The sequence below is a fragment of the Bacillus sp. FJAT-14266 genome, assembly GCF_001719225.1.
Lineage (GTDB): Bacteria > Bacillota > Bacilli > Bacillales > Bacillaceae > Bacillus > Bacillus subtilis.
In genome coordinates, this window is record NZ_CP017072.1 from 3,693,840 (window position 1) to 3,718,668 (window position 24,829).

At 40.5% G+C, this 24,829-nt stretch carries 26 protein-coding genes and 1 pseudogene; 12 read left to right on the forward strand and 15 right to left on the reverse strand.

The annotated features are described in order from the left end of the window. Positions 1-82: 82 nt before the first annotated feature. On the forward strand, positions 83-772 hold the full coding sequence (locus tag BGM23_RS19120) for a DUF554 domain-containing protein (RefSeq protein WP_033883509.1): 690 nt from the start codon (positions 83-85) through the stop codon (positions 770-772). A 202-nt stretch (positions 773-974) separates the two neighbouring features. Next, positions 975-1,877, forward strand: a complete 903-nt coding sequence (locus BGM23_RS19125) for a carboxylesterase (RefSeq protein WP_038427431.1) — start codon at positions 975-977, stop codon at positions 1,875-1,877. Positions 1,878-2,290: 413 nt separating this feature from the next. Here the strand turns inward: BGM23_RS19125 and BGM23_RS19130 are convergent, their stop codons facing one another. From BGM23_RS19130 to ydfH, 3 genes are all read right to left on the reverse strand, one after another. Continuing rightward, positions 2,291-4,465: an MMPL family transporter gene (locus tag BGM23_RS19130; protein WP_046664258.1), complete on the reverse strand. Its 2,175-nt coding sequence runs from the start codon at positions 4,463-4,465 to the stop codon at positions 2,291-2,293. A gap of 115 nt (positions 4,466-4,580) precedes the next feature. Beyond that, positions 4,581-5,222: a two-component system response regulator YdfI gene (gene ydfI / locus BGM23_RS19135; protein WP_046664259.1), complete on the reverse strand. Its 642-nt coding sequence runs from the start codon at positions 5,220-5,222 to the stop codon at positions 4,581-4,583. Next, positions 5,215-6,438, reverse strand: coding sequence for a two-component system sensor histidine kinase YdfH (gene ydfH / locus BGM23_RS19140; RefSeq protein ID WP_032678641.1), 1,224 nt, complete (start codon positions 6,436-6,438; stop codon positions 5,215-5,217). The genes ydfI and ydfH overlap by 8 nt, the downstream gene beginning before the upstream one ends. 247 nt (positions 6,439-6,685) lie before the next feature. Between ydfH and BGM23_RS19145 the strand changes: the two genes are divergently transcribed. From BGM23_RS19145 to BGM23_RS19150, 3 genes are all read left to right on the forward strand, one after another. Next, complete coding sequence (locus BGM23_RS19145) at positions 6,686-6,829, forward strand: hypothetical protein (protein ID WP_014478971.1); 144 nt, start codon at positions 6,686-6,688, stop codon at positions 6,827-6,829. Beyond that, positions 6,826-7,002: a hypothetical protein gene (locus tag BGM23_RS21635; protein ID WP_080348091.1), complete on the forward strand. Its 177-nt coding sequence runs from the start codon at positions 6,826-6,828 to the stop codon at positions 7,000-7,002. Before BGM23_RS19145 ends, BGM23_RS21635 begins: the two co-directional genes overlap by 4 nt. Before the next feature lie 87 nt (positions 7,003-7,089). Then, entirely contained in the window at positions 7,090-7,533 is a 444-nt protein-coding gene (locus BGM23_RS19150; RefSeq protein WP_029725825.1) for a carboxymuconolactone decarboxylase family protein, read from the forward strand. A gap of 67 nt (positions 7,534-7,600) precedes the next feature. On the opposite strand, the gene BGM23_RS19155 is transcribed toward BGM23_RS19150, so the two are convergent. After that, positions 7,601-8,281 carry an ArsR/SmtB family transcription factor gene (locus BGM23_RS19155; RefSeq protein WP_046664260.1) on the reverse strand — a complete coding sequence of 227 codons (681 nt, stop codon included), beginning with the start codon at positions 8,279-8,281 and terminating at the stop codon, positions 7,601-7,603. 89 nt (positions 8,282-8,370) lie between these two features. Between BGM23_RS19155 and BGM23_RS19160 the strand changes: the two genes are divergently transcribed. Next, the gene (locus tag BGM23_RS19160; RefSeq protein ID WP_046664261.1) at positions 8,371-8,994 is read left to right on the forward strand and encodes a flavin reductase family protein; all 624 of its coding nucleotides are present in this window, start codon (positions 8,371-8,373) and stop codon (positions 8,992-8,994) included. 117 nt (positions 8,995-9,111) lie between these two features. Here BGM23_RS19160 and BGM23_RS19165 read toward each other — a convergent pair whose 3' ends face one another. Further along, on the reverse strand, positions 9,112-10,560 hold the full coding sequence (locus tag BGM23_RS19165; protein ID WP_015715304.1) for an aminotransferase-like domain-containing protein: 1,449 nt from the start codon (positions 10,558-10,560) through the stop codon (positions 9,112-9,114). 132 nt (positions 10,561-10,692) lie between these two features. Here BGM23_RS19165 and BGM23_RS19170 point away from each other — a divergent pair, with 132 nt between their 5' ends. Next, on the forward strand, positions 10,693-11,613 hold the full coding sequence (locus tag BGM23_RS19170) for a DMT family transporter (RefSeq protein WP_053581896.1): 921 nt from the start codon (positions 10,693-10,695) through the stop codon (positions 11,611-11,613). 56 nt (positions 11,614-11,669) lie between these two features. Here the strand turns inward: BGM23_RS19170 and BGM23_RS19175 are convergent, their stop codons facing one another. From BGM23_RS19175 to BGM23_RS19200, 5 genes and pseudogenes are all read right to left on the reverse strand, one after another. Continuing rightward, the gene (locus BGM23_RS19175; RefSeq protein ID WP_082359965.1) at positions 11,670-12,455 is read right to left on the reverse strand and encodes a GNAT family N-acetyltransferase; all 786 of its coding nucleotides are present in this window, start codon (positions 12,453-12,455) and stop codon (positions 11,670-11,672) included. 186 nt (positions 12,456-12,641) lie between these two features. Further along, positions 12,642-12,887, reverse strand: a pseudogene (locus BGM23_RS22045) (hypothetical protein). A gap of 58 nt (positions 12,888-12,945) precedes the next feature. After that, positions 12,946-14,253, reverse strand: coding sequence for an arsenic transporter (locus BGM23_RS19185; RefSeq protein WP_003243030.1), 1,308 nt, complete (start codon positions 14,251-14,253; stop codon positions 12,946-12,948). A 12-nt stretch (positions 14,254-14,265) separates the two neighbouring features. Next, the gene (gene aseR, locus BGM23_RS19190; protein ID WP_003243257.1) at positions 14,266-14,601 is read right to left on the reverse strand and encodes a metal-responsive transcriptional regulator AseR; all 336 of its coding nucleotides are present in this window, start codon (positions 14,599-14,601) and stop codon (positions 14,266-14,268) included. A gap of 607 nt (positions 14,602-15,208) precedes the next feature. After that, positions 15,209-15,805 carry a TetR/AcrR family transcriptional regulator gene (locus BGM23_RS19200; protein ID WP_003244147.1) on the reverse strand — a complete coding sequence of 199 codons (597 nt, stop codon included), beginning with the start codon at positions 15,803-15,805 and terminating at the stop codon, positions 15,209-15,211. A 203-nt stretch (positions 15,806-16,008) separates the two neighbouring features. Between BGM23_RS19200 and BGM23_RS19205 the strand changes: the two genes are divergently transcribed. After that, positions 16,009-17,196, forward strand: coding sequence for an MFS transporter (locus BGM23_RS19205; RefSeq protein ID WP_029725819.1), 1,188 nt, complete (start codon positions 16,009-16,011; stop codon positions 17,194-17,196). A 161-nt stretch (positions 17,197-17,357) separates the two neighbouring features. Here BGM23_RS19205 and BGM23_RS19210 read toward each other — a convergent pair whose 3' ends face one another. Continuing rightward, a complete protein-coding gene (locus tag BGM23_RS19210) occupies positions 17,358-18,230 on the reverse strand; it encodes a YitT family protein (RefSeq protein ID WP_029725818.1) in 873 nt (290 codons plus the stop codon). A gap of 254 nt (positions 18,231-18,484) precedes the next feature. On the opposite strand from BGM23_RS19210, the gene BGM23_RS19215 reads away from it, so the two are divergent. Both BGM23_RS19215 and BGM23_RS19220 read left to right on the forward strand, forming a co-directional pair. Then, a complete protein-coding gene (locus BGM23_RS19215; protein ID WP_017695964.1) occupies positions 18,485-18,814 on the forward strand; it encodes a winged helix-turn-helix transcriptional regulator in 330 nt (109 codons plus the stop codon). An 81-nt stretch (positions 18,815-18,895) separates the two neighbouring features. Next, positions 18,896-19,468 carry an alpha/beta hydrolase gene (locus tag BGM23_RS19220; RefSeq protein ID WP_046664264.1) on the forward strand — a complete coding sequence of 191 codons (573 nt, stop codon included), beginning with the start codon at positions 18,896-18,898 and terminating at the stop codon, positions 19,466-19,468. A gap of 52 nt (positions 19,469-19,520) precedes the next feature. On the opposite strand, the gene BGM23_RS19225 is transcribed toward BGM23_RS19220, so the two are convergent. After that, entirely contained in the window at positions 19,521-19,946 is a 426-nt protein-coding gene (locus BGM23_RS19225; protein ID WP_003234221.1) for a MaoC family dehydratase, read from the reverse strand. Between the two features lie 193 nt (positions 19,947-20,139). Beyond that, positions 20,140-21,531, reverse strand: a complete 1,392-nt coding sequence (pdxR, locus tag BGM23_RS19230) for a MocR-like pyridoxine biosynthesis transcription factor PdxR (RefSeq protein WP_029725817.1) — start codon at positions 21,529-21,531, stop codon at positions 20,140-20,142. A gap of 154 nt (positions 21,532-21,685) precedes the next feature. On the opposite strand from pdxR, the gene BGM23_RS19235 reads away from it, so the two are divergent. Further along, complete coding sequence (locus tag BGM23_RS19235; RefSeq protein WP_029725816.1) at positions 21,686-22,549, forward strand: DMT family transporter; 864 nt, start codon at positions 21,686-21,688, stop codon at positions 22,547-22,549. A gap of 165 nt (positions 22,550-22,714) precedes the next feature. Here the strand turns inward: BGM23_RS19235 and BGM23_RS19240 are convergent, their stop codons facing one another. After that, positions 22,715-23,260, reverse strand: a complete 546-nt coding sequence (locus BGM23_RS19240; RefSeq protein ID WP_015252737.1) for a TetR/AcrR family transcriptional regulator — start codon at positions 23,258-23,260, stop codon at positions 22,715-22,717. A gap of 316 nt (positions 23,261-23,576) precedes the next feature. On the opposite strand from BGM23_RS19240, the gene BGM23_RS19245 reads away from it, so the two are divergent. Next, on the forward strand, positions 23,577-23,852 hold the full coding sequence (locus tag BGM23_RS19245) for an HPr family phosphocarrier protein (protein WP_046664265.1): 276 nt from the start codon (positions 23,577-23,579) through the stop codon (positions 23,850-23,852). Positions 23,853-24,163: 311 nt separating this feature from the next. Here BGM23_RS19245 and BGM23_RS21645 read toward each other — a convergent pair whose 3' ends face one another. Then, complete coding sequence (locus BGM23_RS21645) at positions 24,164-24,796, reverse strand: TVP38/TMEM64 family protein (RefSeq protein ID WP_231940253.1); 633 nt, start codon at positions 24,794-24,796, stop codon at positions 24,164-24,166. Between the last annotated feature and the right edge of the window lie 33 nt (positions 24,797-24,829).

Genomic DNA, 24,829 nt, shown 5'->3' on the forward strand with positions numbered 1-24,829 from the left:
AATATGTTTTGATCTCCCTTGACTCTCTACTAACTAGAGGGTTTATTTTTTATGCAGGAATGATTTTTGGAGGAGAAAGCTTATGTTTGGAACGATTTTTAACACAGTGATGATCATTGCAGGAAGCATAATCGGGGGGATATTCAAAAAAGGCATTAAAGATGAATACCAGGATATTTTGATGCAGGCAATGGGATTCGCTGCGGTCGCACTGGGGATCAACGCCATTACACAGCATTTGCCTGATAGTAAATACCCCATTCTATTCATCGTGAGTTTAGCCATTGGAGGTTTGCTAGGCCAGATCATCAATTTAGAATTACGATTCAACAAGCTGGTGAACAAATTTTCTAAAAGCAATTTAGCAGAGGGCTTATCAACTGCGGTCTTATTATTTTGTATAGGCTCGCTGTCAATATTAGGCCCTGTTGAAGCCGCTTTGCATGGAGATTATACATACCTCCTGACAAACGGGATGTTAGATGGGATCACCTCCATTGTGCTCGCTTCAACTTTTGGTTTTGGAATAGCGGCTGCTGCCATTGTATTATTTGCCTGGCAAGGCTCCATCTATTTATTTGCTAAAGTAATGGAGAGCGCAATCAATACAGACCTTATTAATGAAATCACAATTGTGGGAGGCATACTCATCCTCAGTTCAGGTCTAAGCATTCTTGGAATCAAGAAGTTCAAAACATTGAATTTGCTGCCTTCCCTCTTGATCCCTCCTGTTGTGATTTTTGTGATTCATTCATTTGGATTGCGGCTTTAATGAAGCGGCTCCACAAAGGAGGTTAATATTCTGTTATATTGATTTTCAATAATCTGTTCCAATCGTTTTATTTCCTTTTCATCTTGGATTTGACGTCGAATAACAACTGTATTATATTGTAAATAAAGTCTGTTATATCAATATCAGATTCCCCATCACGAAACGGCACATTCATTTAAACAAAATTGGGAGGGGCATTTGTATGTCAAACCATTCATCTAGTATTCCCGAATTAAGTGACAACGGTATCCGCTATTATCAAACTTATAATGAAAGCCTTAGTCTTTGGCCGGTCCGTTGGGAATCATTCTATATATCTACTCGTTTTGGTCAAACACATGTGATTGCAAGCGGCCCAGAGGATGCCCCGCCGCTTGTATTACTCCACGGAGCATTATTCAGCTCGACGATGTGGTATCCCAACATCGCCGATTGGAGCAGTAAATACAGAACTTATGCAGTTGATATCATAGGTGATAAAAACAAGAGTATTCCTGAGAATGTAAGCGGTACAAGAACGGATTACGCCAATTGGCTTCTTGATGTGTTTGACAATCTGGGGATCGAAAAGTCCCACATGATCGGACTTTCGCTTGGCGGTCTCCATACGATGAATTTCCTTTTACGTATGCCTGAGAGAGTAAAAAGCGCAGCTATACTGAGTCCGGCAGAAACGTTTTTGCCATTTCATCACGATTTCTACAAATACGCTCTTGGCCTTACAGCGTCAAATGGAGTTGAAATATTCTTAAATTGGATGATGAATGATCAGAATGTGCTGCACCCGATTTTTGTGAAGCAGTTTCAGGCAGGGGTAATGTGGCAGGATGGATCAAGAAATCCAAATCCTAATGCCGACGGATTTCCGTATGTTTTTACCGATGAGGAATTACGTTCAGCAAGAGTTCCTATCCTATTATTACTTGGTGAACATGAAGTCATCTATGATCCCCACTCAGCCCTGCACCGAGCCTCTTCATTCGTTCCTGATATTGAGGCGGAAGTCATTAAAAATGCCGGACATGTTTTATCGATGGAACAACCCGCTTACGTAAATGAACGTGTAATGCGTTTTTTCAATGTAGAAACAGGCATTTCACGGTAAGGGCTTATAAGATAGTGATTTGCATTCATAAAGTCCTGCAATATGCTTCTAGCCGGGCATTTCAAAAAATAGAGTCTCTCTCATGGACTCTATTTTTCTTGGACAAAACCCGCAGCTGGTTTTGTGTGCTTGTTTCTTTAGGTTTCTTATATGATCAGTTGGTTTATTCTTAGAATTATCAAGAACCTAGGCATCACGGAGAGAAGGCAGCGTCAAAAAAATCATTTGATGTGCTTTATCACTTCTCCTGGGATGCCTGCTAGTATGACGCAGCTTCTGCCAATATGAAACAAAGTTCCATCCATATCGAAAATGAGTGATTGCGCCATAAGTGTCTCCTTTTAACTGCCGACTTCATCTTCTAAATACTACCATAAGCAAAAAAGCAGATCATAAAAGATCTGCTTTTTCTATTACACACTGATTTGTTTCTTTTGTTCATGATCTATTTCTGGCTGTATTTCCTTTGTCAGTTGATGCCCTTCTATATCCACATTCGGAATAATCTTGTCTAACCATTTCGGCAAATACCAAGCTGCATTCCCCATCAGCTTCATGACACTTGGAATCAGTGTCATTCTTACAATAAAGGCATCAAAGAGTACACCAAAGGAAAGAGCCAGCCCATTGGCTTTAATAGAAGCTTCGCCGGCAAAGATAAATCCTGCAAAAACGAAGATCATGATCAAGCCGGCTGCTGTAACAACAGGACCACTGTGTTTTAATCCAGCCTGAATGGCTTGTACTGGATTCTTTGTTTTTACATATTCTTCACGCATTCTGCTGACAAGGAATACTTGATAATCCATGGCTAACCCGAACAGAATCCCAATAGATAAAATCGGCAGGAACGCGAGTATCGGCCCTCTTTCAGGTATTTTGAAAAAGTCGATGAGATTCCCGTCTTGCAAGACAAATACACAAATCCCAAGAGTGGCTGTCATCGTCAACATGAAACCTGCAACAGCAACAAGCGGCACAAGCAGCGAACGGAAAACGATGGTCAGCAATACAAACGCAAATCCAACAATAAGTACAGCAAACACCGGTATCGCATCATTCAGGCGATCTGAAATGTCAATATTCACTGCAGTCGATCCAGTAACAAGCAAATCTACTCCGTTTTTATCTGACAAACTGCGTACATCGTGTACCAAATCTTTCGTTGTGACATCATTTGGACCTGTTTCCGGAACGACCGTAATGATGGCAAAGTTCCCTTCTTTATTAGGCATTGCAGGGGTGACACTTGCTACATGGTCTAAACCCTTTATTTCTTTCACTGCATCTGCGAAAGCCTCCGCCTTATTTTCTGTAGCATTTGTGGCATCCGCTACGATTGTTAATTGGCCATTAAATCCTTCTCCAAAGCCTTCGGCAAGCAAGTCATATGCCCGGCGATCCGGATTATCCTTAGCTTTCATCCCAGCATCAGGCAAGCCCAGTTCCAAATGCATAGATGGGATACTAATGACGATCAAAATCAGAATGCTGCATACACTTAGCATGATAGGATTTTTGGTGACAAAGCGTCCCCAGACATTTGTTTCAGTGCTTTGTTTTTCTATTTTCTTGTTTGGTTTCGGAATCATCCGCTTCCCTGCAATCGATAAGACCGCAGGCACAAGTGTGATTGAAGCCAAAACAGCCATCAGTACACTAAGCCCTGCTGTCAGCCCCATCGCAGACATAAAAGGAATGTTAACGACAGTCAATCCGCAAAGTGCAACGATAACAGTAAGTCCGGCAAAAACGACTGCGCTTCCCGCTGTTCCCACGGCTCTCGCAATTGATTCATTCTTTTGTATGCCTTCGCCTAAAAACTGGCGGTGTTTCGTAAAAATAAATAAAGCATAATCAATACCAACAGCAAGGCCAATCATTCCGGCTAATGAAAGACTGACGGAAGCAATATCAAATACTTGTGTCCCAATCAAAACCAGTCCAATACTTACACCTAAACCAATCAGTGCAGTTAAAATCGGCAAACCTGCTATTAATAAAGAACCGAATGTAATGGCTAAAACGACAAAAGCCAAGATAATGCCGACAATTTCAGAGACACCGCCTATCTCCATCTCGGCTCCCGGTACATCTCCGCTTAGCTCAGTTTGCAATCCTTCATCATCAGCCATTTTCAAACTGTCTTTTAAGTGTTTGATAGAGTAATCCTTTATATCATCTGCTGATGATTTATACTTGATATCAGCATAGGCAACTGTGCCATCTTTCGCGATTGTCCCTGTCACAAAAGGACTTGCAATCGAGTCAACAGAATCATCTTTACTGATTTCTTTGAACGTATCTTCTATTGCTTTTTTTGCTGGCTTCCCAGTAAGTTTCTCCCCATCACCAGCACCGAAAATAACCCGTATGCTCCCTTTATCAGGACCATGAGGAAATTCTTTTTGAATCACATCCATCGCTTTTTCCGAAGGTGTGTCAGGTATGGACATATCCTCAGAAAAACTTGGTTTCAAGGTGACTGCAAGGCCTATCGCAGCAACTAACACAACGATCCACGCACATATTGCTTTTATGCGATTGCGAGCAACCCATCCTCCTAATGTATATAACATTTTTGACATGATAATCTCCTTTCAACACATTGCTTGATCACATTCTTTCTCATTGTAGTTGACAATGAAATAAAAAAAACGTACATTCGGGCATGTACGTTTGGGCAATTTTCAAATATGCAGTTTAGTTGTCTATTGTCAGAATACCTTTTTGCATAGCAATCGTTACTGCCTCAGTTCTTGAATTCGCGCCTAATTTATTGTAAATGGACGTTAATCTGGACTTTACTGTTCGCTCAGAGACGCCCAAATCAAAGGCAATCGCTTTGCTTTTAAGACCTTTAGCAATTGCTTTTAGAACAATGACTTCCTTTTCTGTCAGCTGCGTCTCATTGCGCTGCTTTTTCATCCGCTCAAATTGGATTTCTTGCAGACGTTTAAGGATATCAGGCTGCAACAGCACATTTCCTCTGATCGCTGCATCCATTGTGTGAAAAAGGGTTTCTGAACTCGTATCCTTTAACAGATATCCTTTCGCTCCTAATTCAATCCCTTCGATCATTAAGTGATCTTCATTATATGTAGTCAAAATAATGATGGGGGTATCGTGTTGTTCTTTTATTTGTTTAATGGCCTCTAACCCGCTCATCTCCGGCATATACAAATCCATCAGAATGATATCCGGTTCTAATTCATCTGCAAGACGGACTGCGACTTTTCCATTTTCCGCCTCTCCTATAATGGTGTATTGATCATTCGTTTCAATTAAAAGCTTCAGACCTTCCCTCACGACAAGATGGTCATCAACGATTAAAACCTTATTCATCTTGCATCTCTCCCTGAATTGGTACAGTGATCTCAATTTGTGTTCCTTTCAATTTTGTACTCTTGATATTGAATTGGCCATTTATTGCCCTGACGCGTTCTTGTATGCCAAGAAGCCCATAATGTCCTCTCTTTTTCTTTCCTTTTTCAACATCAAATCCCTTGCCGTTATCCTTAACTGTTAAATGGAGCCTTCCCTTTTCATCATCCCAAATGGATATCCAGATTGTTTTCGCCTCAGCATGCTTTGCCGCATTCGTCATGCATTCTCCAATGATGTAATAACAGTTTTCAGCTGTACGCACATCCAGCACCTGATGCAATCTGTAATCTAATAAACAAGCCATGCCTGTCGACTCTATAAAATGATCCATTAGCGAGGTAATTCTTTCTTTTAAAACACCGATTTCTTCTGATTTGCTGCGGAGATCGTCAATAGCTGAACGTGCATCAGCTAATGTGCTTTTCACTCTTTTCATCGATTGTTGTATGATTTCCTTCGCTCTCTCTGTGTTGCCTTTGGCGAGATGAACATGAATCGCATCCAGCTGCATATTTAAACTGACAAGACCTTGAGCAAGCGTATCGTGTAAGTCTCGGGCCATCCGCTGTCTTTCGTTCTGCAGCGTCAGCTGTTCTACCTGCTGATGAGCCAGCTCCAGCCTTTCAAGAGTCAATTGAGCTTTTATTTTTTCATCGACTTGGGCAAAAAATGTTGCGGCATAAGTGATGATGACAATCATGATCGGCGCAGCAATAACAATAAAATGCAAAACTTCACCTTTATGAAGGTGATACGCCGAATTTATGACCAGCAGCAGCAATAGATAAAGAATGAGAAAAGTCCTTCTTCTGTCTGCCATTCCTATAATTTGTCCAATTAAAAATGCATAAAGGCCGATAATGACAAGTATAAAGAAGCCAGTCATGAGATTAGCAAGTGCAAAGGTGATCAAACCTTGTACCGCGAAATACAGAATCACTCTTTTCTTAACCCAGCGATATGAGTGCCAATGAAGCAAAGCAAAAATGGCGATTAATATGGTAAACGCATAAAGCAATAAAATGGACCAGCCCCCAGAAACAAATTGTAGCACGATAGAGGCTATATAGATCATGAGAATAAAAGCCAGGCCCGGCACTCTGAGTGCAAGCATGTTTAATGCCCGCCTATCATGTGAGTAATATTTATCTTTAAAAGGATTCCTTATAAGCAAACCTTATCCACTTCCTTTACCTGTTTCACCGAATAGAGATTCATGAAAATCGAACCCATATTTCAACGTGCAAACATACATGAGAGAAGGAACACAACAATATCAGGTGCAGGGAAACATTAGAGTTTCCAACAAGTGATCATTGCCCAAACGTACATGAACGTTCTGCCTCTATGTACGTTTTATCTTTTCAAATTTACCTTTAAAATCATAAGGAACTTACTATTCATTGAAGGAATGATCATCATTGAAATCGATTGATCTCACAATTTTATCATTAAAGAGAAAAGGAATCCGGACCGAAAAGGTATTAAAAAATCAGAACCCTGATCGATTAAGCCATATGACAGACAAAAATGCACAACCAAAAAGCAAGGAAAAAGAGGATTGAACATGTATTGGTTTCTAGGTGCTTTATTATATTTTCTGATCGGTACTTGTGTATTCATTGGAGTCATTAGAGACAGCCACTCAGGCTCGTGGACCCTGCTTGCCTTAGCAGCTCCACTCATCATTTTGGGTTACCCTTATTTTTATTCTAAGCAGCTTTTTGCTAAAAAATAGTGAAATAACGCCATACAATTCGCACATTGGTAAAGATATCAATATCGAGATACAATTTAGATATACGACGGAAAGGAGTCTTGCCTTATGAGTCAAAGAGTGTCCTACTATGAGATTGCACCTGAAGGTATGAAAATCATGATGGATATGGAGAAATACACGAAACAATCCTCAATTAACCGAACGACGAGAGAACTAATCAAAATCAGAGTCTCTCAAATGAACGGCTGTGCCTTCTGCATCGATATGCATACGTCCGATGCCCGCAAAATGGGGGAAACTGAACAGCGAATTTACTGTTTACATGCTTGGAATGAATGTGATTTTTACTCACCTGAAGAGAAAGCGGCTCTCGAACTATCTGAATACATCACGCTCATTCCATCTAAAAGGGTTCCTGATGAGCTATATCATCGGGTGCGGGAACATTATGATGAAAAACATTATGTTGACCTTGTTCTGATCATTAATCAAATAAACAGTTGGAACCGCATCTCTATTGCAATGGGGAATCGAGCTGCTTCAAAATAAGAAGAAGGAGTAAGATTAGAACAAATCTTACTCCTCCTCCTGGATATCGTGCCTTCGCTTCAACATCCTAAATCTTCACGTTTAGGTGCTTTTCAAACGCGATTTTCCCGCTTTGTGTAATCCTAATCGCTCTCGTTTTAGGCATACGAACGATCCACTCTTCTTCTAACATGCGCACCAATAGGGCGTTTCCTAATGCTCCTGCAATATGATGCTGCCGTTCACTCCAATCCAAACAGCAGCGGGCAAAGGCTCTCCTCTTATTCCGTTGTTGCTCTTCATTGATGCCTAACTTCGAAAAGAATAAAGCACCCTCTGAAGTCACCTCAAAGTTTAAATCAACTTTTTTTAACATCCCCCGCTCAACTAGTGAATGTGCCATTTGCACGCCCACATAACCTGCCAAATGATCATAACAGGTCCGGGCGAAATGCAAGTCCTTTTTCTCTTTTGACTCTTTTAAAGATTTGACTTTTGCTTTAGGCGCAATATGAAGCAATTGTTCGATCACATTTGCAGCATCTGAGTCAGCCAATCTGTAATACCGATGTCTCCCATGCTTCTCTACGCTAATCAGCTTTGCTTCAAGCAATTTATTCAGGTGAAAACTTGCAGTTTGAGGTTTAATGTTAGCGAGATATGCAAGCTCTCCCGCAGGGTGTATCCTTCCATCCATCAGACTGAGAAGAATGGAAGAACGCGAGGGATCTGATAGCAACGAAGAGATTTTTGCAATATTAGGATTCATGATTTTCCTCCTTACATTCATATTTCGATGATAGTTGAAATGTTAATCCTTTACAATATAAATGTAAGCGTGACAAGGAGGAAAAAACGTTGGACATCAAAAAACAAGACACTCGTCGATTTAAGGAAATCAAACCCAAGATCATGTATTATGGTACCTCGACATTTCTTCTAACCACATTGAATGAGGATGGAACCACTAATATTAGTCCTATGTCTTCTTCTTGGGCTCTTGGACATTATATAATCCTTGGAGTAGGACTGGGAGGAAAAGCCATCGACAATTTGGAAAGACACAAAGAATGTGTCATAAACTTGCCTGGCCCGGAATTATGGGAAAACGTTGAAAGAATTTCATCTTATAGCGGAAAAAAGAGTATACCGCCTTTGAAGAAACAGCTCGGATTTACATATAAAAAAGAAAAATACGAGGCAGCAGGGTTAACGCCTTTACAATCAAAAACAGTATCACCAACACGAATCAAAGAATGTCCTATTCAAATAGAAGCCGAAGTGAAACACATTCGGTTTCCAGAATATGAATCGTCATTCGCAATTGTAGAGACGCAGGCACTACATTTTCATGCCGAGGAAAGTATTATACTAGACGAAAACCATATCAACCCTTCCAAATGGAGCCCGCTTATCTATAATTTCAGACATTACTTTGGTTTAGGAAGAGAAGTCGGAAAGACTTTTCGCTCAGAGACATGATCATTTTAAGACCGAACCATGATTTGATCTATTCTAGTAACCCTTGTTATTATCAGATCAAGCGATCATTAGGCTTGATCTCTTTTTTAGTGAAACATCCATTTAAGGATATAAAAGTTACCTGCTTGCCAATTCTTTTATCATTAAACCCAACTCATAAATCCCCTTTTGAAGGTCTTCAAGAGATGCATAAGCATATGATAAGCGAATATAATTCCCTTTTTCCTGAGCATAGATACTGCCGAGATTGAGCAGAATCCCTTTTGATAAGGCTTTAGTATAAAGTAATTTCATTGATATGGAAGGCAATATTTTTATCCAGACAAAAAATCCTCCTTTTGGGATATTCCATGTCGCCACATCTTTCAAATGAGTTTCTAAAGCACTCAAGGCCAATTCTCTTCTCACCTTTAATTGCTGCCTAACCTTTTCTACATGCTGCTGGTAGTGGCCGGAAGTAAACCACTCTGCCGCTACTCTCTGGGATAGCGAACTGGATCCATAATCTGTTTGCATTTTAATGTCAGATAAACGTTCAATCACCGGTTCCGGTCCGACGATCCATCCAATCCTCAAACCTGGGCTTAATGTTTTCGATAAACTTCCTATGTACAGTACGTGTCCATTTTTATCAATTGTTTTAATAGGATATGGCGGAATTTCATCGATCCATAACTCACGATAAATGTCATCTTCAATAATAGGAAGCTGTGTATTCTCACTTACTGTCAGGATCTCTTCACGCCGCTTTTTAGACATAAGAATACCAGTCGGATTGTGAAAACATGGATTTGTATATAAGATAGCCCTTCCCCGCTCTCCTCTTGTTAAATGAACATTTTCAGGCAAAAGTCCTTCATTATCCATAGGAAGTCCAGTCAGCTTCATACCAGCTGATTGAAATACGTGTAATGAATAAAGGTAAGAGGGCTGATCAAGATAAACGGTTGATCCTCTTTGTAACAGCCCCATTGATATCAGCTGCAAGGCTTGCAACGCTCCTGAGACAATCAGAATGGAAGAAGATGAGACGTTGATTCCAATGGTTTTTAAATAGTTGCTTAATGCCTCCCTCAAAGGTAAGTAACCTTTTGGTTCTTCATAACCGAATGCCTCCATGTGATGAGATACCTTCCCCATCATCTCTTTCATAACAGCCAAAGGAAAAATCTCAGCTGAAAGTTCACCTTTACTGAGCTGTATAAGGTCTGTATTTGATTCTAATTGATTTATCTCTTGAACGATTTTTCGGCTTGGCATCTGAATGCCAGAGGTGACATATTGATCCCAATCGGGAGCAGAATTCTTAGCCATCAGTGTCCATGTGTTGTTGATAACAACTGTGCCTTTCCCCATTGTGCCTTCTATTAGCCCATCGGCCATCAATTCCTCTAAGGCTGTAATCACTGTGCTCCGATTTACCTGAAAATCTTTTGCAAGCGTGCGCTGGCTTGGAATCTTGCTTCCAATCGGCCACTCGCCATTTCCTATTTTCTCTTTAATAAAATGAACGATTTGTCTGTACTTAGGGAGCTTTTTCATCTTTTTTTCTTCTGGAAAGCTCATAGAATCGGTCTCCTTAAAATAAATTGGTTGGGTCAAAATCCGTTTAACTGGTTGAAGCCATATCACCAAATCTTTATTAATATAAAAACACATTAAATAACTGGTTGGTTTTTGTAAAGAGGAGTGAGAGGAATGCGAAAGAAAACAGTTCAAATAATGATATCTCATAGTCTCATGATTGGTTTATGGGCATCTGCTTTTCCGGGAATTCGCGCAGGACTAGAAGGGTACACACCAGAACACCTTGCTTTATTTCGTTTGTTAATCGGCTCTATGGCATTATTGCTTTTTGCTGTTTTGACTCAGATGCGCCTACCCGACTTGAAAGACATTCCTGCCATTTTTCTTTTAGGGTTTTTAGGTTTTGCACTCTATCACATTTTGCTGAACATCGGTGAAAAAACAGTTAGTGCCGGAGTTGCAAGCTTACTCGTTACTACGGCACCGATCTTCTCAGCCATGCTATCCCGCCTGTTTTACAAAGAGCATTTTGGATTTACGAAATGGCTTGGCTCTATGATCAGTTTATTGGGTGTATTATTGATTGCATTTGGGGCGGGAGACTTTACATATTCAATGAGCGGTATCTTGGTCATCCTGCTGGCAGCATTTTCGGAAAGTATTTATTTCGTTTTTCAAGCCCGCTATATAAAAAAATATGGTTTTATTCCATTCGTTACATTCACCATTTGGGGCGGAACAATACCTATGCTTGTGTTTCTGCCAAGCTTAGGCGAAGAGATGATGAACGCTTCAATAAGCGCAACTTTGTCTATCGTTTACTTAGGATTATTGCCGACGGTTATTCCTTACTTCGCACTAGCATATGTCACTTCACTCGTCGGTGCTTCAGAAGCAACCCTTTCACTTTATGTTACACCGGCTTTAGCCTTGATCATATCTTGGATCTGGATCGGCGAAATACCCACACTGCTCTCTCTGCTAGGCGGAGTGGTTACAGTTGGCGGGGTATGTTTTACCTACCTAAAAGTAAATAAAATGAATAAGATTTTCATCACCCATTTTTCTGCTAAAAGGGTAAAAAAACTCTAAAACAAAAAAGATACCAACATCGGTTGGTATCTCCTTTTAAGGTTCTTTCATTAAGATTAGCCAGAGTAGTAAATAGTGTATTCCGTTACCGGCTTAAACCCTAGTTTAGCTGCTAATGCAATGGACGAATTGTTGCAGATATCACAATCCCAGCTAGGAACAATCCCATTTTCCATACAAAACGCTATAAACCTATTTGCTACGCAATAAGCTAACCCCAGTCCTCTATATTCCTCAAGTGTATAGATATCCATTTCCGATCGATTATGCCCTAAAAATATAGAAGTACACTCACTTACTACATGATTGCCATGTAATACAGCAAATCCAAAACCTTTTGAAGCAAACTGTGAGACAGAATCCCAATACTCCTCATAATACGCGCTGTTAAACGCTGTGCTGTGTGAAATGATCTCTTCGTCAATTCTTTTCAATACAAGCCCCTTTGGCAGTTGCAAAGTCTTTTTGAAAGATTTTGGTTGATAAGAAAATGCAGCTCTTCTCATTTGGTTCAAGTCATCTTTCAGTATGGGTTTCAGTACACTATCCCATGTATCACTGGAAGAAAACAAGGTAAATCGTTTTGATGATTTCACTTGTTCTTCATAATATCCTGCAATGAAATCATGAAAATCCCGATTCCCTTGGTCTCCCGCAATAAAATAAATGCCTGATTCAGTTCCTATAAAAAACGATTTAGGAAAGGTTTGATCATCTGCATAAACAGCTCCCGGAATGGTTTGGTCTAATATTGAATAGACAAATGTGGGACAATATTTGTCATCAAACATCGTTTTTAAGCTACTGTATTTTTCTTTTGTTAATTCCTGCAAAACAGACAACTCCTTTAAAACACCGTCTCCTTCATGATTCTGTTCACAAATCAATTTTCCTCTGTCACCAGCTAAATAACTTCCCTGTTACGAATCTCAGACTAATAAAAACAGGTGTCTGCACTCAGCTCGCAGACACCTGTTGAACAACACATTGCATTATATAACCCAAGGAAACGCTAGTATATCGATTCTTTATTCCCCAGTTACAGCAAACTGTTTTAAACGGTCACCAATTTCATCACGGACCCTTTGGAAACACTTCTTCTGTTCCGTGTGCTTTTGCCGGATCATCAAATTTCTCCGATGTTTGATTTGAAATATCAATCCCTGCTTCTTTCATTGCTTTGACAGCACTCGATGTCATCCTTGAGCTTCGATTCCTGCGCTGTACACATTCCACTTAGCCCCAAGGTATTTTCTCCCCCACCCTTCAGCCATTTGGCTGCGGCAAGAGTTACCAGTGCATTGTTTTCCTTGATATAGTGACCTTGTCCTTTTAGAAACAAGAATGGATTATCAGCAGCCAAATATACAGGCCGACAAGTGTGATCAATAAAGTGGGTATCGTGAGGATAATTCCTGTTTTAAAATACGTGCCCCAGGAAATCTTCATACCTTTGTGCGAAAGAACATGAAGCCATAATAATGTCGCTAAGGAACCAATCGGTGTTATTTTAGGCCCTAAATCTGAACCGATCACATTTGCATAAATAAGCGCTTCTCTCATCATCCCATGTGTATCTGTACCGGCAATGGCCAATGCGTCAATCATAACAGTCGGCAAGTTATTCATAATGGAAGAAAGAATCGCCGCAATAAAGCCCATTCCAATTGTCCCAGCAAACAATCCTTGATCAGCTGCGGCTTGAATCACATCTGAAAGGACATCCGTTAATCCGGCATTTCGGACACCATACACAACAACGTACATGCCAATTGAAAAGAATACGATAGCCCATGGCGCCTCTTTCACCACTTTCTTTGTATGGACGGCCGGACTCTTTTGCGCAGCGATTAAGAAAATGATTGCAATGCTGCCCGCTACCACTGATACAGGGATAGAAAAAAATTCACTTGCAAAATATCCAATTAACAGCAGCCCTAAGATATACCATGACAGTCTGAACATGTTTTGATCTTTAATTGCTTCAACAGGTTTTTTAACCTCAGTCAGATCATAGCGTTTTGGTATGCTTTTTCTAAAGAAAAGGTAAAGTACAATGATGCTCGCCAGCAGCGAAAACAGGTACGGGACAACCATTCTGGATGCATAATCAATAAACGTAATATGAAAATAGTCCGCTGAAACAATGTTGACCAAATTGCTTACTACAAAAGGAAGCGAAGTGGTATCCGCAATAAATCCGCTGGCAATGATAAAAGGAAAAACTAATTTTTCATTAAAATGTAATGCTCTGACCATCGCTAATACGATTGGTGTCAATATAAGAGCTGCACCGTCATTTGCAAATAACGCGGCGACGATAGCTCCTAATAGAGATACATAAACGAACATCCGCACACCGTATCCTTTTGCAGCCTTAGCCATATGAAGCGCTGCCCATTCAAAGAAACCGATATTATCAAGAATTAACGATATCAGTATGATGGCCACAAAAGCCAAGGTCGCATTCCAAACAATCCCTGTCACAGTTAACACATCATGAAAATTGACAACACCTGCTATTAGAGCTAAAACTGCGCCTCCACAGGCTGACCACCCTATAGATAAATTTTTCGGCTGCCATATGACCAATACTAGAGTTAATAAAAAGATGAATACTGCCAAAATCATTGATGTCAATCTAATGCCTCCTTACTGGCAACACGCTTGAGTTTTCTTTTGTTTGATATGGTTTAACAATTCATCCTCTTGATCAATTTGATGTAAGATCAATTGCAATGTATCAAACTCAGGACAGGAACCATTTATTGAATAATAACGCCATTGGCCTCTTCTGTCCTCATTCACAAAACCTGCGTTTTTTAATTTCCGCAAATGCTGGCTTATGGCGGGCTGGCTCATTTCGAACATATCAACCAATTGACAGACACAATATTCTTGTTCAAGAAATAATCTCATCATGATAAGCCTAGTTTGATCACTAAGTGTTTTCAAACAACGAGTCATCGCCGCAACATCAATCGTCATATGAGCTCCTCCTTCCCAAATCAATATATAAGCAAATCGTTATATACACGCCAAATGATTATACATTCCCCTTTACGTTTCCATATGTAGCGCTCCGTATATCTTAAGGATCAAAACTTTGAAACGAAAACCTGAGTCGCTCCCCGCGTTTCCTTAGCGCCCCCGTCATTATATAAACTTTTATTTATATAAACAATCCCTTCTGGTATAAATATTAGACTATTTCAGTTATGGGAGTGGTCATAGAGCCCAAGCTGAAACTAGACAATCATCTGGATATTAAAAAACAGGTCTCTTTAGAGGCCTGTTTACATTGCAAGTATTTTTTCCATTGCCATGACACCTACATAATGGCCATCGATTTTCCCCTGTTGTTTAAATACTCCAACTTTGCGGTATTCCATTGAAGTATAGAACCCTTGTTCCAATCGATGAAAAGGAATGTAATAATATGATGTTATGTATTCACGATTGAATGACTTCTTTTTCGACATCCGATAAGAGAACTTTTCCCTCGATGATTCCGCTCAGCAACAAAAATCTTATATTTCACTGTACGATGGAACCAATTTGTCATATAATCCGCAGCTTTTGCAGTTCTTATCAGCTACATACTCTCTGTAGCAGAGGTAGCTTGAACTCCCTTAAACGCATTCATCACCAAATCACGCACATAGGAATCATTCACCTCATCCCCTGTTATAAGCAGACGATAGAAAATTGGTCCGTAAATGAGATCTATGCTTACTTCAATATCAAGATTCTCTCTCAATTCACCTTTCTGAATTCCCTTTTCTAGAAGGCCTTTCGCTTGGAGGCGGCGAGGCTGGAAAAATCGCGTGCGATATTCTTCTGCCAATTTTTCATCCAACTGCCCTGCACCTATTAATTCCTTAATAACGGTTCCTTCCCGGCTTGTCAAAAACCTAGCTAAATTCGTGGCGTGGGTTACTATATCTTGTACTGACGACCCTGTATCAGGCACAGGCAGCCTGTCCGTCGCGGTCGAAAGAAAGCTGTCCATGATAACGGCAGCCTTGTTAGACCACCATTTATAAATCGTTGCTTTACTCACTTTCGCACGCTCGGCAATTTTATCGACTGTCACCGCATCGAAGCCTTTTTCCAGCAATAGGTCATAGGCTGCAGAGAGAATCGCCTTATGCGTTCCTTCATCACGCGGCCGCCCTCGTTTACTCTGCACATAAATCATTCCTTCCCGCAATATAAACTATACGTTCAGTATACTTAAATTGAATAAAAAAAGAAAACAGAAATCCATTTACAAAACTGAACGTTTAGTATATTATTTTTATTAATCGACGAAACTGAACGTTCAGTTTATAAAATCACTTGTGAGAAGTCATGATTACACTCAAAAAACCACTTAAAAAGGAGTTCATTCATATGGCTAATGGAAACAAACAAGCAGGTCAGAGGATTTCACCCAGTTTAACCCTTCTTCTCGCAACTGCATGCGGTATCATTGTTGCTAATCTTTACTATGCACAACCCTTGGTCGGATTAATTAGTAAGGCAATTGGACTTTCTCCAAGCGGTGCTGGATTGATTGTCACACTCACCCAAATCGGATACGTTGCCGGCTTACTATTCCTTGTCCCTTTAGGAGATATTATCGAAAACAAAAAACTTATTGTTGTATCGCTCCTTCTAAGCGCAGCGGCTTTGACACTAACAGCATTTGTGAAGCATGGAACACTGTTTTTAGCAGCTGCGTTTTTCGTCGGATTGGGATCAATCGCAGCCCAAGTGCTTGTTCCATTTGCATCATACCTTGCATCAGACGCTGCACGCGGCCGGGTTGTTGGCAATGTCATGAGCGGCTTATTACTCGGTATTATGCTTTCCCGTCCGATATCTAGTCTAGTCGCTGATATCTGGGGGTGGAATGCAATATTCGCTTTGTCCGCCGTGGTAAGTGTTATCCTGGCCATCGTATTATCAAAAGTGCTTCCTGCCAGAAAACCAACAGCAAATACAAACTATACTGCCTTACTCGGTTCAATGTGGAAGCTGCTGCGCACGACTCCAATCTTACGCCGCCGTGCCATCTATCATGCGTTTGTATTTGGAGCTTTCAGCTTGTTCTGGACTACCGTTCCTTTATTATTGTCGGGTCCTGATTTTCATTTTTCTCAGAAGGCAATAGCACTCTACGCATTGGTGGGCATTGCGGGTGCAGTCGCTGCACCAATAGGCGGCCGGCTGGCTGATCGAGGCTTGACCCGGCTTGCCACTGGAATCGCTCTCGGTGTTGTCGTTGTCTCTTTATTACTGCCGCTCATGATTCAGAGCAGCTCCCCCGTCGGTATAACAGTTCTAGTGGCCGCAGCTATTCTGTTAGATATGGGTGTATCTGCAAACCTCGTGCTCAGTCAACGTGCTATTTTTTCGTTGGCGCCTGAAATTCGCAGTCGATTAAACGGATTATTCATGGCGATCTTCTTTCTAGGCGGTGCGATAGGGTCATCAATTGGAGGATGGGCATATGCCTCAGGGGGATGGAGTACAGCATTATGGATTGGAATCGCTTTTCCGGTCATCGCTTTGCTTTATTTCATCACAGAGAAATAATCTTTCACCAAAATGGCTTATTTTTGGCAGAAAAAATACCAAGGGTTTTGACACCCTTGGTATTTCTATAATTCAGACCTTTACGGTTACACCCTCAAGCCCTCAAAAAGTGTTTTTGATTATATTTATCGGCGGCATGTCAGTTAAGGTCATTCTTTTTTCTAATGATGATTGAGATTTCTAAAATTGCTGCCCTTCACTTCAGCTACGTCATATACGGTGACAAAGGCGGATTTATCAATATCATTAATAATTTCCTTTAGCTTGGTTTCTTCTAAACGGTTGATGACACATGTGATTTCTTTAAATTTCTCGTGGGAAAAACCCCCGTAAGCTTCTTTATATGTGGCGCTTCGGCCTAATTGATCACGTATTGTCTCTACCATTAATTCAGGTTGGGTTGTAATAATTTGAAAGGTTTTAGAGCCGCTTAAGCCTTCCTCCACAACATGAATCACTTTGGATGCAATGTAGTAAGCAATGACTGAAAGCAATGCCCCTTGTAAGCCAAATACTGTGGAAACAAAAATAAACACAAATAGGTTTAAGAATAGAATGAGATCGCTCGTTCCGAATGGCAGTTTTCGGGATAGCAGCACAGCAAGCATGTCAATTCCATCTAATGCGCCGCCATTACGCAGCGCCAGCCCCATTCCGAATCCAAGGATAATCCCGCCGACAACGGTAATTAACAGGGTATCTCCTTCTATGATGGCGGGTGTGTGGTGGAAAAAGCTTGTCCCCGCGGCAAGCGATACGATTCCGATAATTGATAATAATGCAAAGCTTTTCCCAATTTGCTTATATCCTAACCAGACAAATGGAATGTTGATCACAGCAATCAAAATCCCCAGCGGCAAGTTGAATAGCTGTGAACCAACGATGCTAAGACCCGTCACCCCTCCATCAGATACACTGTTTGGAATGAGCACTGTTTCTAGTCCATATGCCGCTATGATTCCTCCAATGATAACCATGATGATTTGGAGAATCATTTTCGCTTTAAATTTCTTATGTTTTTTGGGTGTATTCATACCATTCCTCATTTCTCAAATATTTCGTTATATTTAAATATACCATAATAGATATTTTCAGCTAAAAACATGCGTTTTTTTAAATAAAGTAACTAACAGTAAGGTAACCCTCTTTGACTTAGAACATTCATGTACCGTGCCGCCTGTTGAGCAAGCGGCCCCTTTCACTTCAGATCGTGAATCGCCCTCAAACTTCAACACCGAAAACCCTGAATTATTCTGTTATGATACTAAAAAAAGGAGGTTTGATTACAGTGAATAGCTTGTGCCGCAGTAAACAAGCCCCATTTGAATACACCTTATCTCTTATAGGGGGCAAATGGAAAATGAGAATTCTCTATGAGTTAGGGTGTGAAAAAACGATGAGATACGGCGAGCTGAAAAGGGCTATGCCCTTCATCACCCATAAAATGTTAAGCGCACAGCTTAAGGAATTGCAAACTGACGGCCTTATTCATCGGTCTGAGGTTTCTCAAACCCCACTGAAAGTAGAGTATTCGTTATCTGACAGAGGGCGATCTTTGTATCCCCTCATAGATGAGATGTGTAAGTGGGGAATGGCACAAGGAGTGCCTCATATGTAAAGCTACTTACAAAAAAGTGCGTACTTGTTTCCCAATGAGAGGAATTTTATACTGAATGAAAATATTTCTTAGGAGGAAATAATGACAAAACAAGTCTATATCATTCATGGCTACAGAGCCTCCTCAACAAATCATTGGTTCCCTTGGCTGAAAAAACGTCTGCTCGCAGATGGGGTCCAAGCAGACATTTTAAACATGCCTAATCCGCTCCAGCCAAGACTTGAGGATTGGCTGGATACACTCTCTTTATATCAGCACACTTTACATGAAAATACGTATTTGGTTGCGCACAGCTTAGGTTGCCCCGCCATTTTGAGATTTTTGGAACATCTTCAATTACGAAAACAGCTTGGCGGAATCATACTTGTTTCCGGCTTTGCCAAATCATTGCCCACTTTACAGATGTTAGATGAATTTACACAGGGATCGTTTGATCATCAAACAATCATTGAGTCCGCGAAGCACCGTGCTGTCATTGCTTCTAAGGACGACCAAATTGTGCCTTTTTCATTCAGCAAGGATCTGGCACAACAAATTGATGCTGCGTTATATGAAGTTCAGCACGGAGGTCATTTTCTAGAAGATGAGGGATTTACTTCTTTGCCTATTGTTTATGATGTTTTAACCTCTTATTTTTCAAAGGAAACTCGCTAACATCTTTCCCCCATCTGCTTCAATCGAGCCCGCGAAAAGCGGGCTTTCTGAGTTATCGTTTGATCAATACAGATAACTCACCTTCAAACACTTTTACTTCTTTTTGATTATAAGTAGATAGCAATACTGTGAGTATTCCCAATTCATTTCTCTTTGGCTGCTTATCAAGAACCTCAACAATTGTAAACAATTCATCATCCGGATATACAGGTTTTATGAATGTCATATGATTCATCTCTGTTCCGGCTATAATATCGTCTCCATAGAAACCTTCTTCAATCCAAAGTTTAAAAGATATGGCCAGTGTTTGTATGCCGGAAGCGATAATTCCATTAAATCTGCCTTTACTCGCTTTTTCTTCATCTACATGCATATACTGAGGGTCAAATTCACCCGCAAACCGCATAATATCATCTTTTGATACTTTTAATGATTTCGTTTTGAAGACCTGGCCAATTGTAAACTCATCTAACTTCATTCTTACACCTCTATTTTTTCAATTGTCTATTTTGTTTATTTTAGCACTGTGAGGAGCAAATAAAAAATTCTGTTTTTCGCTAAACAGACATATCGTGGACTGGACTGCTGGCACTCATCATATACTTAAAAAATATTGAACAGCTCTCAACACTTAGTCGTCACTTGGCCGTTTTGCTAAACTGAAAGCTCCCTCATATCTTCCAGGCAGCCTTCAGTTTTTTTATACCTTCTCTTATGTCGGATTCAGAAACCCCTGCAAACCCGAGCGAGACCGTTTTTGCAGGAGGATGATTTTGATAAGAAAGAGAAACAGGATAAATTTTTACTCCATGTTTTTTCGCCTTCTCAATTAACTCTTTTTCACCAAATGGCAAATAAACGTCAAGTAAGATACGAAGCCCAGAGTTTTCTCCGCGGATTCTGACATGCTCTCCTAATTCCCTTTGCACTGCCTCTAATACAATGGCTCTTTTTTTGCGGTAAAGTTTTCTCATTCTGTTGATGTGTTTTTGCCACTCTCCATTTTTTATAAATTCAGCTAGGGTTAGCTGACTGTGGCAGGACACTGTTTGCTTATATAAGGACGTGATTTCATGACCCTTTTTTAAAAGAGGCGAAGGAAGAATCATATAGCTGATACGCAGCGAGGGCAAAAGAGACTTAGAAAAAGTGCCCATATAAATGACACGGTTATGCTGATCAAGCCCTTGCAGAGAAGGAACCGGCTGTCCTGTGTACCTAAATTCCCCGTCATAATCATCCTCTATGATAAAGGATTGATTTTCGGCCGCCCATTTGAGCAGCTGAATTCTTCTGTTTATTGTCATTATGGTTCCCAGCGTAAATTGATGGGAAGGTGTGACATATACAAGGTTTGGCTGCTGTTCTTTGACCTTCTGTATACAGATTCCCTCATCATCGACTGGTATAGGAACAATATTCATGCGGTTGGCTTCAAAAATCTTGCGTGCTCTTGGATAACCAGGATCCTCATACCCTATAGAAATATTCGGCTCAAAAACTTGGCACAAGATTTGCAGCAGAATAGGGTTCCCGGCACCTATAATCACTTGTTCAGGGCCGCAATGAACCCCCCGAGATTGATACAGGTACTCTGCAATGAGTGTTCTCAGCTCAAACTCTCCTAAAACATGTCCCGGCCGATAAAGCTCGTGTCCATATTGGTCTAAGCTATTGACCATGCTTTTTCGCCATGCGGAAAAAGGGAAGTAAGAAGAATCTACATTCCCATAATGAAAATCAATCCATTGTTTATTTTCTTCTGCTTCTTGTTGAATGGGTGTTGTGCTTGGCATTCTATCATAAGCAAAATCAGAATCATGATAATCAGCAAACCACCCGCTTCTTGGCTTGCTCACAATATAACCTTCAGCAGCGAGCTGTTCATAGGCACGTTCTACAGTCGTTTGGCTGATGGAAAGCTGATTCGCCAGGAGTCTTTTTGAAGGAAGCTTCATTCCTTTTTGAATACGGCCCCGATGCATATTTTCTTTAAAATACCGATAAAGCTGCTGATAAAGCGGAATATCCAGAGTTCTATTCAAAAAAGGCGTGATATCCATTTGCGCGTTGTTCTCCTAACTGGTATGCATTTTTTTATGAAAACTGGCCGTTTAAAAAAGGCCAATTCCAGTTTATAGTCATTGTAATCCTTAGCTGCTGGTTTTGTTAAGAAAATACAGACAATGAACAAGAAAGATATGTGGAGTGATTATAATGAACAAAACAACAAATGGCTGGATAAATGGTTTTATAGGCGTACTCATTTTCAGCGGCTCGCTGCCTGCGACCCGTTTGGCTGTGTCAGACTTCGATCCGTTATTTCTCACCGTTTGCCGTGCTGCGATAGCTGGTGTACTGGCGGGATGTCTCCTTCTCATCTTCCGGCAGCAGCATCCTGCCAAAAGAGACCTCATTTCATTATTAGTGGTAGCGTTTGGCGTAGTCATTGGTTTCCCGTTGCTGACAGCTTTAGCGCTTCAGCATGTCACATCCGCACACGCCATTGTCTTCATTGGACTTCTTCCACTCGCAACGGCGGCCTTCGGCGTACTGCGCGGGGGTGAACGCCCCCGCCCCGTCTTCTGGATTTTCTCAGCTGCCGGCAGCTTGTTAGTAGCAGGTTTCGCCCTCATTCAGGGGGGAGGTTCATCCCCGCTTGGCGACGCGTACATGCTGGCTTCTATTGTCGTATGCGGTCTTGGTTATGCAGAAGGGGCAAGGCTTTCACGGCGTCTGGGGAATTGGCAGGTGATCTCATGGGCACTCGTTCTGTCGCTTCCTCTTATGTTGCCATTGTCGTTCTTTTTTACGCCGGACTCATGGTCGGACATCGGCGTTCCCGCACTGCTCAGTCTTGCATATGTATCCTTATTCAGCATGCTGATCGGCTTTGTGTTCTGGTATCGAGGTCTTGCCCAAGGAGGAATTGCGGCGGTTGGGCAGCTCCAGCTTCTCCAGCCTTTTTTTGGGCTGCTGCTTGCCTCAGTGATTCTGCACGAGAAAGTGGGCTGGGCACTCGTAGCAGTGAATATCGCCGTTATCATGTGCGTTGCAGCAGCTCGGCGATTTGCAAAGTAAGGCAGACCTTTAAGCATAAACTTCAAAAATGCATGAAAGTATAAAAATACCAAGGGCCAGCAACCCTTGGTATTTGTATGCGATCGAGGAGACTTGAATCTCTCGCTTAGACAAATAAGTCACCTTTGTTCCTAACGATTCGCAACACCCATTTACCTGACGCCATTATAAAATCCGCTCTAATAAATCCCCCACTTTTTCTGCCATGACACGAGGCGGATAAGGCATCTCGTTTTTCAACCACCATTCCACTACCCCTACATAAGCATTTGCTATAAATTCAACAATGACATCTTCACTTTGGCCGTAATTCTTGCCTTTCGTTACATCTACATCTTTCCTGAACTCTTCGATATTAAACTTAAGGAACTGACTGCGAAAATATCGAGCGCCTTCACTGGCTAACATCGTCGAAAAGAATAAATAATTACTCTCAAGGTATTCCATGCAGTGTACAGTCGATTCAATCCAGTCCATTTCAGCTGCCGACTCACAAAAATCCCCCATATTGTTTATATGCTCTTCCATAATTTTTTCTAATAGATCAAATTTATCTAAGTAATGAAGATAGATTGTTCCCCGGTTTACATTTGCCCTTTCAGAAATTTCCTTAATCGTAATATGATCAAAACTTTTTTCAGTCATCAGCTCAATCAGAGCTATTTTAATAGCCTCTTGGCTTTTGGTTATTCTTCTATCCACTTTGGACATAGCTTTTCACCAAACTTTCTTAAGATAATCAACAATTTAGAGTGGAATGTTGAATAATCAACAAATCGCCTGAATGTAACCATTGTACACACCATGTTTGTATTTACAATAATAAATAAAAGTTGATAGTGAATCATGCTTTTTCCCGAATGAAGTCATTGTCCATTTTAGTTAGTTGAGAATTATTTTGTAAACACAAAGAAAGGGTGTTATTTCGATGAAATTAGACCGCTTATCCTAAAGGTACTCTAAATTCGAATTTGATCTGCAGCCCAACTATAAATCCGTCAAGAGGCAGAATGTAATGAGGTGAAGAATGATTAAAAGACAATTTACGATCATTAAGGAAACAGGGTTTGCGAGACCGGCTCCCCTGTTAGTCAGTATAGCTCATCGGTTTACATCAGACATTTTTCTTGAATACCAAGGGAAAACTGTTAACCTCAAACAAGCGCCAAAAGCCATCATGGACATTATGGATTTAGGAATTAAACCAGGAACCGAAATACATATATACGCTCATGGAGCCGACGAAGCGAAGGCAATTCAAAAAATGAAAGAGCATTTACTAAAAAACGATTATATACAGTAATCAAAATCTATCGTAGTAGCGAGATTGTTATCGTTGGTTGATTTATTTATTTTGCGACAAAACAGCTTTTCAGATCATGCGTTCATTTTTCTTCTGGTGATCATTCAACCTAAAATACAAAAATTAAAAAGGATCTACAAACGAAAATGGAGGGTTTATATATGTGCAGCAGAACATAATACCAAGGGCAGTTATACCCTTGGTATTATTGGATACCAAGGGCAGTTATACCCTTGGTATTATTGGATACCGAAAGAACTTAAATCTCTACAGGTGCTTATAAGCTATAAATGGTTAGTCTCGTGGCATTTCTATGTGCTCCGTTTATGCTTAAGGGTGTTCCACATTTTAATGGATACAATAGAAACCAAAACAAATGATGCGACAACCAATACAGTTCCCATTAATGACTCACTAAAATTGATCACAATGAAACTCGAAAATATCAATAAAGGGATATTCGTAACGATAACCGTTAAAATGTAAGTGGTATACTTGATTCCTACAGCTGCCGATAAAAAACAAACGACATCTGTTGGAGCTATTGGACAAATCATCCCCAGCGCCAAAAACTTATAATTGTAAGTCTCCAATAATTTTTTCAACTCTGGATATTTACGTTCTAAATCCTTCATCATGTTCCCGCTTGAAAACATTCTTGAAAAAACGTAAACCAAGGTTTCGCTCAAAAAAATGCCAGCTATCGACAATATAAAGCTCACAACCGGATCAAAGCATACTCCCCCCAAAAACATGAGAGTCACACCTGGAATAAAAAAGAGAAGTCTAATGATCCAGAGCGCAATAAACAGCAGCATTGCGTATTTTGTATTCTCCGATATAAATTCCTGTAAATCATCCATATCGAGTGACAGTAAATGAAATTCCTTTGCTATATAAATGGCTAAAAACCACAAAGCTAAAATAAGAAATTTACTTTTCAATTTCTACACTCTCCTCACTTTCCATACCTACAT